Here is a 16,835-nt window from a genome sequence, read left to right on the forward strand (position 1 = left end):
AGGCGCCGATCACTCCGCCCGAGTGCTGGACGATCTTGGCAGCGGTTTCCACGGCGACCTCTTAGTACTTCAGCAGGTTGGCGTCGTCCACCGACGCGGACCTGCGGGTTCGGAAGATCGTCACGATGATCGCCAGACCGACGACGACCTCCGCGGCGGCCACGATCATCACGAAGAACGCGATGATCTGGCCCTGGAGGTTGCCGTGCTGGCGGGCGAAGGTGACGAAAGCCAGGTTGCAGGCGTTGAGCATGAGCTCCACGCACATGAACACCACGATGGCGTTGCGGCGCACCAGCACGCCGACCGCCCCGATGGCGAACAGCAGCGCGGAGAGCACGAGGTAGTGGGTGGTCACTTGCCTTCCTCCTCGGCGGGGGCGCGGCCCTCCGGCTCCTCGGCGACGGCCTGGACGACCTTGGGCTGCTCGGTGCCAGGGCCCTTGGCGACGTTCTTGAGCGCCTGGGCGAGCCGGGGGTTCTCCGGCAGGCGGCCGCGCTCGACGTCGTAGCGGGCGATGTAACGGTTGACCGACAGCTCCGAGACCGACCCGTCGGGCAGCAGCGCCGGCATGTCGATGGCGTTGTGCCGGGCGTAGGTGCCGGGTCCGGGCAGCGGGGTCGGGTGGTCACCGAGGAACCGCGCGCGGGCCAGGTCCTTCTGGGTGGGCTTGGGCGCGGTGCGCTCGCGGTGCGCCAGCACCATCGCGCCGAGCGCGGCGGTGATGAGCAGCGCGGAGGTGACCTCGAACGCGAAGACGTACCGCGTGAAGATCAGCGTCGCCAGGGTGGGGACGTTGCCGCCCTCGGCCTGGACGGCCCCGGACAGGCCCGCGGGCTGGCCGATCACCGCGTTGCCGATGCCCGCCGCCAGCAGGACGGCGAAGCCGAGGCCCGCGACGATGGCCCAGAACCGCTGGCCCTTGATCGTCTCTACCAGTGAGTCGGAGGAGTCGACGCCGACCAGCATGAGCACGAACAGGAAGAGCATCATGACCGCGCCGGTGTAGACGATGATCTGCACCACGGCGAGGAACGGGGCGTCCTGCACGGCGTAGAGAACCGCCAGCGAGAGCATCACCACGCCCAGCATGAGCGCGGAGTACACCGCCTTGCGGCTGAAGACGAGTCCGAACGCCGCGGCCACCGAGACGACCGCCAGCACCCAGAACGTGATGGTCTCACCCATTGCTACGGCCCAACCGGTAGTAGTCCTCTTCGGTGTCGCCGAGCCGCATCGGGTGCGGCGGCACCTCCATGCCGGGGCCGAGCGGCGCGAGCAGCATCTCCTTGGTGTAGATGAGGCTCTCGCGGCTCGCGTCCGCGAGCTCGTACTCGTTGGTCATCGTGAGCGCGCGCGTGGGGCACGCCTCGATGCACAGGCCGCACAGGATGCACCGCAGGTAGTTGATCTGGTACGTCCTGCCGTACCGCTCACCCGGGGAGTACCGCTCCTCCTCGGTGTTGTCGGCGCCCTCCACGTAGATCGCGTCCGCCGGGCACGCCCAGGCGCACAGCTCGCACCCGACGCACTTCTCCAGACCGTCCGGCCAGCGGTTCAGCTGGTGACGCCCGTGGAAGCGCGGCGCGGTCGGCCGCTTCTCCTCGGGGTAGTTCGTCGTCACCGGCTTCTTGAACATGTGGTGGAAGGTGACGCCGAACCCCTTCACGGGGTTCAGGAAATCAGTTAGTCCCACTGGGGACCTCCTTGCGTCCGTTGACGCCGTGGTAGTGCGGCAGGTCCAGCGCCGGGACGGGGAACCCGCCCGCCGTGGGCTCGTCGCGGAGCCGCTCGAACTCGGCCTGGGCCTCGGCGGCCCTGGCCTCTCTGCGACGCTGGGCGACCGTGTCGAAGCGGAAGTAGATCGCGAGGCAGCCGACGACGACGAGCGCCGCGATCACCATCACGAGCGTCTTGTTCGCGCCCTCGATCTGGGTGGCCCGCACGGTGGCGACCACGAGGATCCATCCCAGGTTGAGCGGGATGAGGATCTTCCAGCCGAACGCCATGAGCTGGTCGTAGCGGATACGTGGCAGCGAGGCCCGCACCCAGACGAAGAACCCGAACACCAGCACGAGCTTGAGGAAGAACCACAGCATCGGCCACCAGCCGGCGTTGGCGCCGTCCCACAGCGAGATCGGCCACGGCGCGCGCCAGCCGCCGAGGAACAGGGTGATGCACAGGCCCGAGACGGTGAAGATGTTGACGTACTCGGCCAGCATGAACATCGCGAACTTCAGCGACGAGGAGTACTCGGTGTGGAAGCCGCCGACCAGCTCGCCCTCGCCCTCAGGGAGGTCGAACGGCACGCGGTTGGTCTCGCCGAGCATCGTGATCACGTAGATCAGGAACGACGGGATCAGCAGGATCGCGTACCAGGACGGCAGCGGGATGTCGAGCGAGCCGAGGTGCCAGGTCGCGCCGGAGGCCTGCTTGGCGACGATCTCGGACGTGGACAGCGTGCCCGCGAACAGGAACACCGCCACGAACGACAGGCCCATGGCGATCTCGTAGGAGATCACCTGGGCCGTGGAGCGCAGGCCGCCCAGCACCGCGTACGGCGAGCGCGAGCCCCAGCCGGCGAGCACGACGCCGTACACGCCGATCGAGGCCATCGCCAGCACCACCAGCACCGCGACCGGGAGGTCGGTGAGCTGGAGGGGCGTGCGGTGGCCGAACATCGACACGACCGGCCCGAACGGGATGATCGAGTACGACAGGAAGGCCGGCACCGCGATGATGACCGGGGCGAGGATGTAGACGACCTTGTCGACCGTCCGCGGGAGGATGTCCTCCTTGAGCCCCATCTTCAGGCCGTCGGCCACCGACTGCAGCAGGCCGAACTTGCCCGCGCGGTTGGGGCCGTAGCGGTGCTGCATGCGCGAGATGAGCTTGCGCTCGGTCCACACGCCGAACAGCACGCCGAGCATCAGGAAGACGAAGATGAACACGGCCTTGATGATGGAGATCCACAAGGGATCCTTGCCGAAGTCGGCGAGGGTCGGCCCCGCCGGGTCGGCGAGAAGAGCTCTCATGACTCGCTCCCGATCTTGACGACGTCGCCGGCCACGGCCCGCAGGTCACGGGTGACCGAGCAGCCCGCCGAGTGCGCCGGCACCCAGACCACGCGGTCGGGAAGGTCGGCCACCCGGACGGGCAGCGTGACCGAGCCGCCCTCCGTGGTGATGGTGACCTTACCGCCGTCGAGGGCTCCGATCTCGGCCGCCGTGGACTCCGACACCAGCGCTTCCACCGCGCGTGCCGTCCCGGCCAGGAACGGTTCGCCGTCCTGCATGCGGCCGGAGTCGAGCAGCAGGCGCCAGGTCGCCAGCAGGGCCTCGCCGGCGCGCGGGGCGCGCGCCGTGCCGCCGGTGACGGCGGGCCCGTTCGGCCGGGGCCCGCGCCAGGCGCCGAGCGCGGCGAGCTCGCGCCGGGCGGCGGCGGGGTCGGGCAGGCCGAGGTGCACGTCCATGTGGTCGGCGATGGCGGCGATCGCGCGCAGGTCGCTCAGCACGCCGGGGACCTCGATGGCCCGCTCGAACGAGCGGCCGCGGCCCTCCCAGTCGACGAACGTGCCGCCCTTCTCCGACGTGGCGGCGATGGGCAGCACGACGTCGGCGCGGTCGGTGACGGCGCCGGCCCGCATCTCCAGCGAGACGATGAACGGGGTGTTCTCCAGGGCCGCGAGCGCGGCCTCGGGGTCGGGCAGGTCGTAGGGGTCCACGCCGCCGACGACCAGCGCCTCCAGCTCGCCGTCCAGGGCCGCGGCCAGGATGCCGGAGGTGTCGCGCCCGGCGGCCTCGGGCAGGCCCGAGACGTTCCAGACGCGGGCGACCTCGGCGCGGGCCGTGGCGTCCGCGGCGGGGCGCCCGATCGGCAGCAGGTTCGGCAGGGCGCCGGCCTCGACCGCGCCGCGCTCGCCGGCCCTGCGGGGCACCCAGGCGAGCCGGGCGCCGGAGCCGGCGGCCAGCCGGAGGACGGCGGACAGGGCGCCGCGCGAGGTGGCGAGGCGCTCGCCCACGAGGATGACCGCGCCGGGCAGCCGCAGCGCCTCGGCCGCGGGGGTCGCGCCGGAGACCAGGTCGCCGAGGGCCTCGGCCTCCGCGCCGGGCAGCGTGCGCAGCAGCGTGCCGCCCATCTTGGCGAGGCTCGGCGTGGCGAACGGGGCCAGCGAGAAGACCCGCAGACCGTGCTTGCGCCACGCCTTGCGCAGGCGCAGGAAGACGATCGGCGACTCCTCCTCGGGCTCGAACCCGGCCAGGAGCACGGCGGGAGCCTTCTCCAGGTCGGCGTAGGAGACCTCGATGCCCTTGCCGGCGACGGCGTGGGCCAGGAAGGCGGCCTCCTCCTCGGAGGCGGGGCGGGCGCGGAAGTCGATGTCGTTGGTGGCCAGGGCGGTGCGGGCGAACTTGGAGTAGGCGTAGGCGTCCTCCACGGTCACCCGGCCGCCGACCAGCACGCCGGCCCTGCCGCGCGCCCGCGCGAGCCCCTCGGCGGCGGCGGTGAGGGCCTCGGGCCAGGACGCCGGCCGCAGGTAGCCCTCCTCGTCGCGGACCAGCGGGGTGCGCAGACGGTCGGGCTGGGTGGCGTAGGAGAAGGCCCAGCGGCCCTTGTCGCAGTTCCACTCCTCGTTGACCTGCGGGTCGTCGCCGGCGAGGCGGCGGGTGACCTTGCCGCGCCGGTGGTCGGTGCGCAGGGCGCAGCCGCTGGCGCAGTGCTCACAGGCGCTCGGGGTGGAGACCAGGTCGAACGGCCGGGCGCGGAAGCGGTAGGCGGCGCCGGTGAGCGCGCCGACCGGGCAGATCTGGACGGTGTTGCCCGAGTAGTAGGACTGCAGCGGCTCGCCGTCGGCGACGCCGACCTGCTCGGCGGCGCCGCGCTCGAAGAAGTCGATCAGCGGGTCGCCGGCGATCTCATCGGAGAAGCGGATGCAGCGGGCGCACTGGACGCAGCGCTCGCGGTCGAGCAGCACCTCGCTGGACAGCGCGATCGGCTTCTCGAAGGTACGCTTGGCCTCCTCGAACCGGGACTCCCCCTGGCCGTTGGACATGGCCTGGTTCTGCAGAGGGCACTCGCCGCCCTTGTCGCAGACCGGACAGTCCAGCGGGTGGTTGAGCAGCAGCATCTCCATGACCCCGCGCTGGGCCTTCTCGGCGACCGGCGAGGTGAGCTGCGTCTGCACGACCATGCCGTCGGCGACCTCGATGGCGCACGACGGCTGCGGCTTCGGGAAGCCCCTGCCGTTGCCGGCGTCGGTGATCTCCACCAGGCACTGACGGCAGTTGGCGGCCGGCGCGAGCAGCGGGTGGTCGCAGAACCTCGGGATCTGGACGCCCAGCATCTCGGCCGCCCGGATGATCAGCGTTCCCTTCGGGACGCTGACCTGGAAGCCGTCAATGGTGAGGGTGACCATGTCGACCGGCTGATCGACCGATCCCGCCGAGGGTGTCTGTACTGTCATGCCTTACCCCACACAGTTGACGCGGCGTGATCGAACGGGCAGCCGCCGATCTCGAAGTGCTTGAGGTACTCGTCGCGGAAGTGCTTCACCGACGAATGGATGGGGCTGGTGGCGCCGTCGCCGAGCGCGCAGAACGACCGGCCGAGGATGTTGTCCGCGATGTCGGTGATCGTGGCGAGATCGTCCTCGGTGCCCTGTCCCTTCTCCAGCCGCCTGAGCACCTGCTTGAGCCAGTAGGTGCCCTCGCGGCAGGGGGTGCACTTGCCGCAGGACTCGTGGGCGTAGAACTCGGTCCAGCGCAGGACGGCCCGGACGACGCAGGTGGTCTCGTCGAAGATCTGCAGCGCGCGGGTGCCGAGCATGGAGCCCTTGGCGCCGACCGACTCGAAGTCGAGCGGGACGTCCAGGTGCTCGTCGGTGAAGATCGGCGTCGAGGAGCCGCCGGGCGTCCAGAACTTCAGGCGGTGCCCGGCGCGGATGCCGCCCGCCATGTCGAGCAGCTCGCGCAGGGTGATGCCGAGGGGGGCCTCGTACTGCCCGGGGCGGGTGACGTGGCCGCTCAGCGAGAAGATGCCGAAGCCCTTGGACTTCTCGGTGCCCATCGCGGCGAACCAGTCGGCGCCGTTGGCGATGATGCTGGGAACGCTGGCGATCGATTCGACGTTGTTCACGACGGTGGGACACGCGTACAGGCCCGCCACGGCGGGGAAGGGAGGCTTGAGGCGAGGTTGACCTCTGTAGCCCTCCAGCGAGTCCAGCAGCGCCGTCTCCTCGCCGCAGATGTAGGCGCCGGCGCCGCTGTGCACGACCACGTCGAGGTCGTAGCCGGAGCCGAAGATGTCGGCGCCCAGGTAGCCCTTCTCGTAGGCCTCCCGGACGGCCGCCTGCACCCGGCGGATGACGTGCAGCACCTCGCCCCGCACGTAGATGAAGGCGTGGCTGGCGCGGATCGCGTACGCCGTGATGATGACGCCTTCCACCAGCGCGTGGGGGTTGGCCATCATGAGCGGGATGTCCTTGCAGGTCCCCGGCTCGGACTCGTCGGCGTTGACGACCAGGTAGTGCGCCTTGCCGTCGCCCTGGGGGATGAAGCCCCACTTCATGCCGGTCGGGAAGCCGGCGCCGCCGCGCCCGCGCAGGCCCGAGTCCTTGACGGCCTTGATGATGGCGTCGGGGTCCATGCCGACGGCCTTCTTGGCGGACTCGTACGGGCCGTAGCCGTCGACGGTGAAGGCGTCGGCGCGGTCCCAGTTGGCCGTGAGGACCGGCGTCAGGGTGGTGCTCATTCGGTGGCCCCCTTCGAGGGCGCGGGGGCGGTCCAGCCGTTCGCCTTGGCGAGCTTGAGTCCCTCAAGGGAGGCGCCGGCGGCCGTGGGGCCGTCGCCCGCCTGGCCGTCGGGCAGGCCGGCGAGCACGCGCGAGGCCTCCTTGAAGGTGCACAGGCGGCCGGGGCCGCGCGTGGGGGCGATCTCCTTGCCGGCGCGCAGGTCGTCGACGAGCCGCTTGGCGGACTCGGGGGTCTGGTTGTCGAAGAACTCCCAGTTGACCATCATGACCGGCGCGAAGTCGCAGGCCGCGTTGCACTCCAGGCGCTCCAGCGAGATCTTGCCGTCGGCGGTGGTGTCGCCGTTGCCGGCGCCGACGTGCTCGCTGAGCTCCTCCCAGATCTGGTCGCCGCCCATGATCGCGCACAGCGCGTTGATGCACACGCCGACGTGATACTCGCCCGCGGGCCTGCGCTTGTACATCGTGTAGAACGTGGACACGCCCACGACCTCGGCCTTGCTGAGGCCGAGCATCTCGGCGCAGAACTCGTGCCCGGCGTCGGAGACGTAGCCCTCCTCCGACTGCACCAGGTGGAGCAGCGGCAGCAGCGCCGAGCGGCTCTTCGGGTAACGGCCGATGATCTCCTTGGCGTCGCGTTCGAGACGCTCGCGGACTTCCGGCGAGAATGTCGTCACCGGTCCACACCTCCCATGACCGGGTCGATCGATGCGACCGCGGCGATCACGTCGGCGACCATGCCGCCTTCGCACGTGGCGGGCACCGCCTGCAGGTTCGTGAACGACGGGTCGCGGAAGTGCACGCGGTAGGGGCGCGTGCCGCCGTCGCTCACCACGTGGGCGCCGAGCTCGCCGCGCGGCGACTCCACCGCGACGTACGCCTGCCCGGCGGGGACCCGGAAGCCCTCGGTCACCAGCTTGAAGTGGTGGATGAGCGCTTCCATGGAGGTGCTCATGATGTGGGCGATGTGGTCGGGCGAGTTGCCGAGCCCGTCTGGGCCGAGCGCGAGCTGCGACGGCCAGCCGATCTTCTTGTCCTCGATCATGACGGGCTTGCCCTTGAGCTCGGATCCGGAGAGCCGGTCCAGGCACTGCCCGATGATCTTGAGGGACTCCTCCATCTCGGCCACGCGCACGAGGTAGCGGCCGTAGACGTCGCAGGTGGTCTCGACCGGCACGTCGAAGTCGTAGGTCTCGTAGCCGCAGTAGGGCTGCGACTTGCGCAGGTCCCACGGCAGGCCGGCGGCGCGCAGCATGGGGCCGGTGACGCCGAGGGCCATGCAGCCGGTGAGGTCGAGGTAGGCGACGTCCTTGGTGCGCCGGGTGTAGGCCGGGTTCTCGTCCAGCAGCTTGCGCATCTCCTTGATGCGCCCCGGCATGACCTTGAGGAACTCGCCGATCTTGTCGACGGCCCCGGCGGGCAGGTCGACGGACACGCCGCCCGGCCGGACGTAGGCCATGTTCATGCGCAGGCCGGTGATGTACTCGAACAGGTCGAGCACCATCTCGCGCTCGCGGAAGCCGAACAGCATCGGCGTGGTGGCGCCGAGTTCGAGGCCGAAGGTCGCGATGGCCACCAGGTGCGAGGAGATGCGGTTGAGCTCCATCATCATCACCCGGATGGCCTGCGCGCGGGCGGGCACCCGGTCGGTGATGCCGAGGAGCTTCTCGACCGCGAGGCAGTACGCCGTCTCGTTGAAGATCGGCGAGAGATAGTCCATGCGGGTGACGAACGTGACCCCTTGGGTCCACGTCCGGAACTCCATGTTCTTCTCGATGCCGGTGTGCAGGTAGCCGATGCCGACGCGGGCCTCGGTGACCGACTCGCCGTCGAGGGTGAGCACGAGCCGGAGCACGCCGTGCGTGGACGGGTGCTGGGGGCCCATGTTGACGACCAGGCGCTCCTCCGCCGACTCGGCGACCGCGCCGACGACGTCGTCCCAGTCCTGGCCGTTGACGTTGTAGACCCGTCCCTCGGCCGCCTCGCCCGAGGTCTCGTCGTGGATGGCGGTCATGCGTACGACCTCCTCTGGTCCGGCGCGGGGATGGTGGCGCCGCGGTACTCCACCGGGATGCCGCCGAGCGGGTAGTCCTTGCGCTGGGGGTGGCCCTCCCAGTCGTCCGGCATCTCGATGCGGGTCAGGGCGGGGTGGCCGTCGAAGACGATCCCGAAGAAGTCGTAGGTCTCGCGTTCGTGCCAGTCGTGCGTCGGGTAGACCGAAACCGTGGATGGAATGTGCGGATCGGAGTCGGGACAGGTGACTTCGACACGTACACGCCGGTTGTGGGTGATCGAGCACAGGTGGTAGACCGCGTGCAGTTCCGCGCCCTCGTCCTCGGGGTAGTGCACGCCCGAGACGCCGAGCGAGAGCTCGAAGCGCAGGGCGGGGTCGTCCCGCAGGTGGCTCATGACCGCGAGGACGTGCTCGCGCGCCACGTGCAGGGTGAACTCGCCGCGGTCGACGACGACGCGCTCGACCATGCCGGCGAAGGACTCGCCCGCGGCGGCCTCCAGGGCGTCGGCGATGTCGTCGAAGTAGCCGCCGTACGGCCTGGCGCTGGACGGCTTCGGCGCGCGGCGTACGACCAGGCGGCCGTAACCGGAGGTGTCGCCGGAGCCGCGGACGCCGAACATGCCGTGGCGGGCGACGGGTTCCTCCGGCACCCCGGGAAGGTTGTCAGGGTTGGTGGGTCCAGTGCTCATTTCGGGGTCCCCTGATCGATGAGCGGCAGCGACCGCAGAGCCTGGAGCTCCAGCTCGTCGATCTGCTTGGCGCGGTGGGCGCCGAACTTCATGTTCTGGATCTTGTCGTGCAGCTTGACGATCGCGTCGATGAGCATCTCGGGGCGCGGCGGGCAACCGGGCAGGTAGATGTCCACGGGCACGACGTGGTCCACGCCCTGCACGATCGCGTAGTTGTTGAACATGCCACCGCTGGAGGCGCAGACGCCCATGGCGATGACCCACTTGGGCTCGGCCATCTGGTCGTAGATCTGGCGCAGCACGGGCGCCATCTTCTGCGAGAGCCTGCCGGCCACGATCATCAGGTCGGCCTGGCGGGGGGAGGCCGACGCGCGTTCCATGCCGAACCTGGCCAGGTCGTGGTTCGGACCGCCCGTGGCCATCAGCTCGATGGCGCAGCAGGCCAGGCCGAACGTCGCCGGCCACACCGAGTTCTTACGCGCCCACCCGGCCGCCTGCTCCACGGTCGACAGGATGAACCCGCTCGGCAATTTCTCTTCGAGACCCATGTCAGTGCTTCCTCTCGCGCGCCTCCGGCACGCTGCCTCTCAGTCCCAGTCCAGGCCGCGGCGGCGCCACACGTAGGCGTACGCGACCAGGACGGTGACGATGAACAGCACCATCTCGACCAGTCCGAAGACCCCGAGCTTGTCGAACGCGACCGCCCACGGATAAAGGAAGATGATCTCGATGTCGAACACGATGAAGAGCATCGCGGTGATCATGTACTTCAGCGGGAACCGGCCGCCGCCGACGGGCTGCGGAGTGGGCTCGATGCCGCACTCGTAGGCGTCGAGCTTCGCGCGGTTCCACCGCTTGGGTCCGGTGAACGGGGCGATGCCCACGGAGAAGACGGCGAATCCCGCCGCGAGGACCGCGAGCACCAAGATTGGTACGTACAGTTCCATCGCTATGCGTCCCCTCTGAGCGCTGGCGCGTCGGTCAATCGGTTGCTGAGTCTAGGCAGGGCGATCATCGATCTTCGTTCCGGGTGCTGGTGTCATGCCGGTGGCGTGACCTTGGACAGGGCGTTGATGATCCGGTCTGACGCATCGCCCCGCCGGTCCGTGAGATTAGCAAGGAGTTTCAGAGCGAACCGCATCAGAGTGGGATGTGGCAGGCCGTGCCGCGTGAGAAAGCCCATCACGCCCGGCTTGCCGATGGCCTCCACGAACAACCGCCCCAGAGTGAAGTAGCCGCCGTAGGCGTCCTTGAGCGTCCCGGGGTAGGCGCGCAGCACGCGCTCGCGGCCCGCGGGGGTCGCGGCGGAGAGGGCGGTCGTGATGACGTCGGCCGCGATCCTGCCGGTCTCCATGGCGTAGGCGATGCCCTCGCCGTTGAAGGGGTTGATCATGCCGCCGGCGTCGCCGACGAGGACGAGGCCCTGGGTGTAGTGAGGCTGCCGGTTGAAGGCCATCGGCAGCGCCGCGCCGCGCACGGGGCCGGTCATGGTCTCGTCGGAGAACTCCCACTCGGCGGGCATGTTCCTGACCCACCGGCGCAGCAGGTCGCGGTAGTCGAGGTTCTGGAACGCCTCGCTGGTGTTGAGCAGACCGAGCCCGACGTTGCTGGTGCCGTCGCCGACGCCGAACACCCAGCCGTAGCCCGGGAGCAGGCGGGCCGAGCCGTCCGGCTCGGTGTCCCACAACTCCAGCCAGGACTCCAGCCAGTCGTCGTCGTGGCGCGGGCTGGTGAAGTACGTGCGCACGGCCACGCCCATCGGGCGGTCGTCGCGCTTGTGCAGGCCCATCGACAGCGACAGGCGCGAGGAGTTGCCGTCGGCCGCCACGACCAGGCGGGAGCGGTAGGTCGACGACTCGCCGTCCCGCTTGGCGGTCACGCCGGTGATGTGGCCGCTGCGCGCGTCCAGCACGGGACCGGTGACGGTGACGCCCTGGAGGAGCCGGACGCCGCCGCGCTCGGCGTTGGAGGCCAGGATCTGGTCGAAGTCCATGCGCGTGCGGACCAGGCCGAAGTCGGGGTAGCTGGACAGCTCGGGCCAGGCCAGTTCCAGGCGCATGCCGGCGCCGACGACGCGCAGGCCCTTGTTGCGTATCCACCCCGGGCCGTCGACGTCGACGCCCATGGCGATCAGTTCCTTGACGGCGCGCGGCGTCAGGCCGTCCCCGCACACCTTCTCGCGCGGGAACCGGGTCTTCTCCAGGAGCAGGACGTCATAGCCGGCCTGCGCGAGGTAGAAGGCCGTGGTCGAACCCGCGGGTCCGGCGCCGACGACGATGACGTCGGCGTCCGCCGCAGGGGTTGACTCGCTCACGGGACCTGTCCTGTCCTAGGTGCCGAGGGCCTGGGGACCGGGGCCTTCGTTCCTTTGTGAACCACTTCACAAACTTGTCGGCGGAAGTCTAACCCTTTTTCCCTGCCCGCTGTCAGATGGAGCTTACCTACTTGCCCATGGTTGGTTTAACAGCCCGATGCAGTGCCACGATGCCGAGCGAAAGATTGCGCCAGGCGACCCGTTCCCACCCCGCCTCGCCCACCAGCCGGGCCAGGCCGGCCTGGTCAGGCCAGGCGCGGATCGACTCGGCGAGATATTCGTAGGAGTCGGGATTGGAGCTGGCCACACCGGCCACCACAGGCAACAGCCGCATCAGGTACTGCGTGTAGACCAGGTCGAACGACTTGATCGTCGGCCGGGAGAACTCGCAGATCACGAGCCGTCCGCCGGGCCGGGTGACGCGGAGCATCTCCCGCAGCGCCTCGACCGTGTCGTTGACGTTTCGCAATCCGAACGAGATGGTCGCGACGTCGAAGGTGTCGTCGGCGAACGGCAGCCGCAGGGCGTCCCCGGCGACGAAGGTGACTCCGCCGGGGCCCGCGTCCAGCCCCGAGCTCCCGCGCCGGGCGGCGCCCGTGCGCAGCATGCCGAGCGAGAAGTCGCAGGCGATCGCGCGCGCCCCGAGGCCGGTGAACGTCTCCGACGAGGTGCCGGTGCCGGCGGCCAGGTCGAGGACCAGCTCGCCCGGGCCGGCGTCGACGGCGGCGGCGGTCGCTCTGCGCCAGAAACGGTCCTGGCCGAGAGATAGGACATCGTTGACCAAGTCGTAACGCCGGGCCGTGCGATCGAACATCGCCGCGACCTCGTGCGGCTGCTTGTCCAGGGATGCACGCGTCATGCGGACAAGCTTAGTGGCCACGCGTTCATCCACCCAAAGTAGTCGCTTCATCACCGAGTGTCTGCTAGGACTTGGGGAATGCCGACCCGAAAGCCCAACCGGAAGCCGGCCGCCGCGGCCGCCTCCCTGCTCGCGGGGGCCATCGCCCTGCTCCCCTGCGCCGCCGCCCGCGCCGGGACCGTTCCGCATCCCCGCGTGGTCTCCCCCGACCCCGTCGACCACACCCCCCACGTGCTCGACGGCATCGTCAACGCCTTCGCCCTGGTGGGAAGGACGGTCGTGGTCGGCGGCGAGTTCACCAAGGTGCGCGAGGCGCGGGGCGGCGCCGCGCTGCGCAGGTCCAACCTGTTCGCCTACGACCTGCCGACCGGGCAGGTGGACCCGCGCTTCTCGCCCGAGGTGGACGGGCCGGTGCGCGCGCTGGCGGCGGGCCCGCGTGGAACGGTCTACGTCGGGGGCGGCTTCCTCTCGGCCGGGCGGCCCGGCGGCCGGGACGGCGCGGCCCGCGGCCTCGCGCGGCTGTCGGTGGCCGACGGCGCCCCGGTGCCGGGCTTCGCCGCGCCGGTGACCGGCGGCGAGGTGCTGAGCCTGGTGCTCCAGGGCAGGGGGCTGTACGTCGGCGGCGACTTCGAGGGCGTGTCCGGCGCCTCGCGGCCGGCGCTCGCCCGCCTGGACGCCGAGACCGGCGGCCTCGACCCCTCCTTCACCGTCACGCCGGGCGGGGGGCGCGGAGGCGCGCCGAAGGTCTACGCGATGGCCGCGACCCGTGACCGTCTGGCGGTGGACGGCTCGTTCACCACGCTGGACGGCCTGCGCCGTCCCCAGGTGGGGCTGATCGACATCGGGACGGCCCGCCCGTCCGTCGCCGCCTGGCACACCGAGGCGTACGCCCCCGCGTGTAAGGAGGCGTTTCCCTCTTACGTTCGTGGCCTGGATTTCTCACCCGACGGGCAGTATTTCGTCGTTGTGACGACAGGCGGCGCGAAGGGCACGGCCAAGCTGTGTGATTCCGCGGCGCGGTTCGAGACCTATTCAGCGGGTTCAGCGGGTTCCGCGGCTTCACCGGGTTCACGGGACCGGGTGATCCGGCCCACTTGGGTGAACTTCACCGGCGGCGACTCACTGTACTCGGTGGCGGTGACCGGCGCCGCGGTCTACGTCGGGGGGCATCAGCGCTGGTTGGACAACCCGCGGGGCTCGGACTCGGCCGGGCCGGGCGCGGTGCCGAGGCCGGGCATTGCCGCGATTCACCCTGTCACCGGCAAAGCCCTCACATGGAACCCGACTCGCGACCGCGGCATCGGAGTCAAAGCGTTCCTGGCTCACAAAGGCGGCCTTCTCGTCGGAAGCGACACCACGCACCTCGGACACGAGTACCATGCCCGGGTCGGCATGTTCCCGCTCCCTTAAGCCCGGCGGCCCTTGCTGATCTGCTCACTCACCGCGTCACGCTGCTTGGACAGCAGCACGTAGCTGGCGACGCCACTGATCACGAAACTGATCACCAGCAGCCAGAACGCGTTGTGGATGCCGATCAGGTAGAGCACACCGAGGGTGACGGCGAACAGGCCGAGCCGTGACGCGGTGTAGACGAGAAACGGTCGCACAACGTCGAGGTTACGCCACCGGCCCGATGGAGCGGTCTAGGGCACCCCCGCACGGCCGCCGATTAAGACCCCGCAGCTTTACCGGCTCACTTCGCATCGGGCGCGAGCACTGCTAGTGTTCCCAACACGGCGCTTAAGTAAAGAAACACCCACGAGCGCCCCAAAGAGGCTCTATCATATAACAAACGGGCAGTCAGCTGATAACAACCCGTGATCTATCGATGTAAATCACGGATATATCAGATTTTGCTCGGCAAACTGGATACCTGTCCGCCCGCTTCAGGGACGCGGGATGCGAGGGGGAGAGATTGTGGAGAGTAGCAGCGAACGTCTGCTGACCCCCGGAGAGGTTGCCGCCCTCTTCCGGGTCGATCCAAAAACGGTGACGCGCTGGGCAGCGGCAGGCCGTATCAGCAGCATCCGCACCCCCGGAGGGCACCGGCGTTTCCGCGAGTCGGAAGTGCACGCTCTCCTGCGTGGCGAGGAAGTTCTCACGGCCGAACGGCCGGGCGGCGACTCGCCGCGTGTCTGATCCACAGGTGCGAGCCAGCCGGGCCTCGACGGGCACGGTGAACTCCAACACCGCGATGCGTCACCCGGTGATCCTGCGCGCCTCCTGGAAGCCGCAGGGTCACTGTTCTTTTTAGTCATGTCATAAATGCATTTACGGATGTGATTGAACGTCGGCCAGGACGCCCACACGGCAGGGTGCCGGATCCGGCACCGCGGGGAGCCACGACCCGCGGCCCGGCCGGCCCGGGATCCCCCCGTCCACGGCCGGCGTCTCAGCGGTCCGTCGGCCGTCCCTCGGCGGCCGCTCGGCGGTGCTTGCGCGGTCCCTCAGCGGTCATGGCCGGCCTGGGACTCCTTGAACGCGAGGAACTCCCGCTCCAGCTCGTCGTTCCCCTCCCGCCAGCGCCTGCGCCGCTCGGCGTCCTGCTCCTCGGTGACGGCCTCCGGCAGCCACCGGTCGTAGTCGGGGTCGCCCGGCCCGATCTCCACGTAGGCGTTGCCGATCAGGCGTCCGTCATCACTGGTCAGGGTCTGCGGTATCCGCAAGGTCCCGTCCGCGAGCCGGATGACGTACATGACGGTTCACCTAGATTCCGTAGCGCCGGTTGAAGAACAGCATGACATTGAGCGCGGCGCGGGTGTCGCCGTTCAGCATGTCCACCAGGGCCGGGCGCTGCCGCGAGGCGATGGCGGCGAAGGCGTCGGCGAAGAACTCCTTGCGGCCGAGCCCGCCGGGCTGGCGGTGGAACGTCGAGGCGAACAGCGGCGTGCACTCCTCGTAGAGGGCCACGAATTCCGGGGAGTCCGAAACCCACTCGCCCGGCGCCGCGTCGATGTCGTCCAGCGCGTGCCCGGACTCGTGCATCATCACGTCGGGCGTCGGGGACGGCCGGTCCCCCACCACGATCTTGCGGTCGCCGTAGGCGCCGGCGCAGACGTCCCACGTCGCCTTGCCCGAGGGCAGCGGCGCGCCCCGCAGATAGCCCATGTCGTCCAGATCGGGCACGCCTCCGGCCCCGACATAGATGCCGTCGAGTCCGACCGCCAGAAGCGCTTTGAGGCGCTCCGGCAGCCGGGACAGGCTGTCCACGGCGCGGACGGCGTCCGGCGAGGGCGGGCCGTCGGCCGCGTCCCACTGGCGGTACAGGATCTGCTCCAGCGGCCCGCAGTGCTTCAGGCCGTCGCCGCGGTCGGGGGTGTCGGGCGAGTTCGGCTGGGCCAGGGGCGGCTCGTCGTCCAGCTCGAAGTCCCGCCAGATGTACTGGGGCCGGTCCACGACCGGCGCGGTGACCGCCTGGGCGGAGTCCACGCGCGGCTGCTCGCCCTCCCAGAACGAGTCGGCGCGGCGCCCGGCCCTGCGCCCGCCCTCGCGCGGCTCGGCCCGGTGGTCGCCGCGGCCCTCGCGCCCCTGGCGGCGGGGGTCCGCCCGGCCCTCCCGCGTGAGGTCGGCGAAGCCGTCGGGACGGCGGGAGTCGGCGGGTTCCTGCGCGCCCTCGCGCGAGGTCTCTTGCCGGAGGGCGTACGGCCCGCGCTGCCGCCAGCGCGACGCCCTGCGGTGCCGGCCCCTGTCGCCGGAGAACCCGGTCACGGCGACGGCCTGGGGGCCCGAGCGGGCGCGAAGATCTGCACGCAACCTCTCCCGTTCCGCGAGCGTGGTCACGGTCCACCGTACGACGTGGCCGCGCGGGAAGCCATGTGAAATGTCCTACGGAGATGGCTCTGGGGACCCCTGGGGTCCCGCCCGGAGACACGATCTACCGCAGAATGGCTTACGCTGCGGACATGCCTAGCGTGCTTCTCGGCCTGGCGCTGTTGGCCTTCTGGCTCTACTGCCTGTTCGATGTGATAACCACCCCTGAGGAGGACGTCAGGAACCTGCCGAAGATGCTGTGGGTTCTGATCGTCGTGCTCCTGGTCGCGATCGGCGGCCTGTTCTGGCTGCTCCTCGGCCGTCCGTTGAGTCAGCAGACCGTACAGCGTCGGCGCACGGGCCGCCCGAGCGTCAACCGCCCCCCGGTGGTCCGCGGCCCCGACGACGACCCCGAATTCCTCCGCGACCTCGACCGTCGCCTCCGCCGCGAGGACGACTGACCCG

19 protein-coding genes are annotated in these 16,835 nt (G+C 70.0%); 3 read left to right on the forward strand and 16 right to left on the reverse strand.

Annotated elements, in window-relative coordinates:
- Positions 1-61 precede the first annotated feature (61 nt).
- The 13 genes from nuoK to BJ981_RS05985 all read right to left on the reverse strand — a co-directional run bounded on the left by nuoK (position 62) and on the right by BJ981_RS05985 (position 12,620).
- Complete coding sequence (gene nuoK / locus BJ981_RS05925) at positions 62-358, reverse strand: NADH-quinone oxidoreductase subunit NuoK (protein ID WP_114029756.1); 297 nt, start codon at positions 356-358, stop codon at positions 62-64.
- Positions 355-1,188, reverse strand: coding sequence for an NADH-quinone oxidoreductase subunit J (locus BJ981_RS05930; protein ID WP_184608780.1), 834 nt, complete (start codon positions 1,186-1,188; stop codon positions 355-357). Before BJ981_RS05930 ends, nuoK begins: the two co-directional genes overlap by 4 nt.
- Complete coding sequence (gene nuoI / locus BJ981_RS05935) at positions 1,181-1,696, reverse strand: NADH-quinone oxidoreductase subunit NuoI (RefSeq protein WP_184608782.1); 516 nt, start codon at positions 1,694-1,696, stop codon at positions 1,181-1,183. Before nuoI ends, BJ981_RS05930 begins: the two co-directional genes overlap by 8 nt.
- Positions 1,683-3,035: an NADH-quinone oxidoreductase subunit NuoH gene (gene nuoH / locus BJ981_RS05940; protein WP_184608784.1), complete on the reverse strand. Its 1,353-nt coding sequence runs from the start codon at positions 3,033-3,035 to the stop codon at positions 1,683-1,685. The genes nuoI and nuoH overlap by 14 nt, the downstream gene beginning before the upstream one ends.
- Entirely contained in the window at positions 3,032-5,461 is a 2,430-nt protein-coding gene (locus BJ981_RS05945) for an NADH-quinone oxidoreductase subunit G (RefSeq protein ID WP_184608791.1), read from the reverse strand. Before BJ981_RS05945 ends, nuoH begins: the two co-directional genes overlap by 4 nt.
- Entirely contained in the window at positions 5,458-6,747 is a 1,290-nt protein-coding gene (gene nuoF, locus BJ981_RS05950) for an NADH-quinone oxidoreductase subunit NuoF (protein WP_184608792.1), read from the reverse strand. The genes BJ981_RS05945 and nuoF overlap by 4 nt, the downstream gene beginning before the upstream one ends.
- A complete protein-coding gene (nuoE, locus tag BJ981_RS05955) occupies positions 6,744-7,421 on the reverse strand; it encodes an NADH-quinone oxidoreductase subunit NuoE (RefSeq protein ID WP_204070353.1) in 678 nt (225 codons plus the stop codon). The genes nuoF and nuoE overlap by 4 nt, the downstream gene beginning before the upstream one ends.
- Positions 7,418-8,758: an NADH-quinone oxidoreductase subunit D gene (locus BJ981_RS05960; RefSeq protein ID WP_184608796.1), complete on the reverse strand. Its 1,341-nt coding sequence runs from the start codon at positions 8,756-8,758 to the stop codon at positions 7,418-7,420. The genes nuoE and BJ981_RS05960 overlap by 4 nt, the downstream gene beginning before the upstream one ends.
- Positions 8,755-9,447, reverse strand: coding sequence for an NADH-quinone oxidoreductase subunit C (locus BJ981_RS05965; protein WP_184608798.1), 693 nt, complete (start codon positions 9,445-9,447; stop codon positions 8,755-8,757). The genes BJ981_RS05960 and BJ981_RS05965 overlap by 4 nt, the downstream gene beginning before the upstream one ends.
- Positions 9,444-9,995, reverse strand: coding sequence for a NuoB/complex I 20 kDa subunit family protein (locus tag BJ981_RS05970; RefSeq protein ID WP_114029748.1), 552 nt, complete (start codon positions 9,993-9,995; stop codon positions 9,444-9,446). The genes BJ981_RS05965 and BJ981_RS05970 overlap by 4 nt, the downstream gene beginning before the upstream one ends.
- A gap of 39 nt (positions 9,996-10,034) precedes the next feature.
- A complete protein-coding gene (locus tag BJ981_RS05975) occupies positions 10,035-10,394 on the reverse strand; it encodes an NADH-quinone oxidoreductase subunit A (protein WP_036325316.1) in 360 nt (119 codons plus the stop codon).
- A gap of 92 nt (positions 10,395-10,486) precedes the next feature.
- The gene (locus tag BJ981_RS05980) at positions 10,487-11,761 is read right to left on the reverse strand and encodes a geranylgeranyl reductase family protein (protein ID WP_184608800.1); all 1,275 of its coding nucleotides are present in this window, start codon (positions 11,759-11,761) and stop codon (positions 10,487-10,489) included.
- Positions 11,762-11,888: 127 nt separating this feature from the next.
- Positions 11,889-12,620: a demethylmenaquinone methyltransferase gene (locus tag BJ981_RS05985; protein WP_184608801.1), complete on the reverse strand. Its 732-nt coding sequence runs from the start codon at positions 12,618-12,620 to the stop codon at positions 11,889-11,891.
- A 78-nt stretch (positions 12,621-12,698) separates the two neighbouring features.
- Between BJ981_RS05985 and BJ981_RS05990 the strand changes: the two genes are divergently transcribed.
- Entirely contained in the window at positions 12,699-14,030 is a 1,332-nt protein-coding gene (locus tag BJ981_RS05990; protein WP_221314657.1) for a delta-60 repeat domain-containing protein, read from the forward strand.
- Here BJ981_RS05990 and BJ981_RS05995 read toward each other — a convergent pair.
- Entirely contained in the window at positions 14,027-14,227 is a 201-nt protein-coding gene (locus BJ981_RS05995; RefSeq protein ID WP_184608803.1) for a DUF4229 domain-containing protein, read from the reverse strand. The two genes, BJ981_RS05990 and BJ981_RS05995, sit on opposite strands and share 4 nt — an antisense overlap.
- A gap of 292 nt (positions 14,228-14,519) precedes the next feature.
- On the opposite strand from BJ981_RS05995, the gene BJ981_RS06000 reads away from it, so the two are divergent.
- On the forward strand, positions 14,520-14,759 hold the full coding sequence (locus tag BJ981_RS06000; protein ID WP_184608804.1) for a BldC family transcriptional regulator: 240 nt from the start codon (positions 14,520-14,522) through the stop codon (positions 14,757-14,759).
- Between the two features lie 308 nt (positions 14,760-15,067).
- Here the strand turns inward: BJ981_RS06000 and BJ981_RS06005 are convergent, their stop codons facing one another.
- Both BJ981_RS06005 and BJ981_RS06010 read right to left on the reverse strand, forming a co-directional pair.
- The gene (locus BJ981_RS06005) at positions 15,068-15,316 is read right to left on the reverse strand and encodes a hypothetical protein (protein WP_184608806.1); all 249 of its coding nucleotides are present in this window, start codon (positions 15,314-15,316) and stop codon (positions 15,068-15,070) included.
- A 10-nt stretch (positions 15,317-15,326) separates the two neighbouring features.
- The gene (locus BJ981_RS06010; RefSeq protein ID WP_239139337.1) at positions 15,327-16,400 is read right to left on the reverse strand and encodes a hypothetical protein; all 1,074 of its coding nucleotides are present in this window, start codon (positions 16,398-16,400) and stop codon (positions 15,327-15,329) included.
- A gap of 122 nt (positions 16,401-16,522) precedes the next feature.
- Between BJ981_RS06010 and BJ981_RS06015 the strand changes: the two genes are divergently transcribed.
- Positions 16,523-16,831, forward strand: a complete 309-nt coding sequence (locus tag BJ981_RS06015; RefSeq protein ID WP_239139336.1) for a PLDc N-terminal domain-containing protein — start codon at positions 16,523-16,525, stop codon at positions 16,829-16,831.
- The last annotated feature ends 4 nt before the right edge of the window (positions 16,832-16,835 follow it).

The sequence above is a fragment of the Sphaerisporangium krabiense genome, from assembly GCF_014200435.1.
In the GTDB taxonomy this organism is placed as follows: domain Bacteria; phylum Actinomycetota; class Actinomycetes; order Streptosporangiales; family Streptosporangiaceae; genus Sphaerisporangium; species Sphaerisporangium krabiense.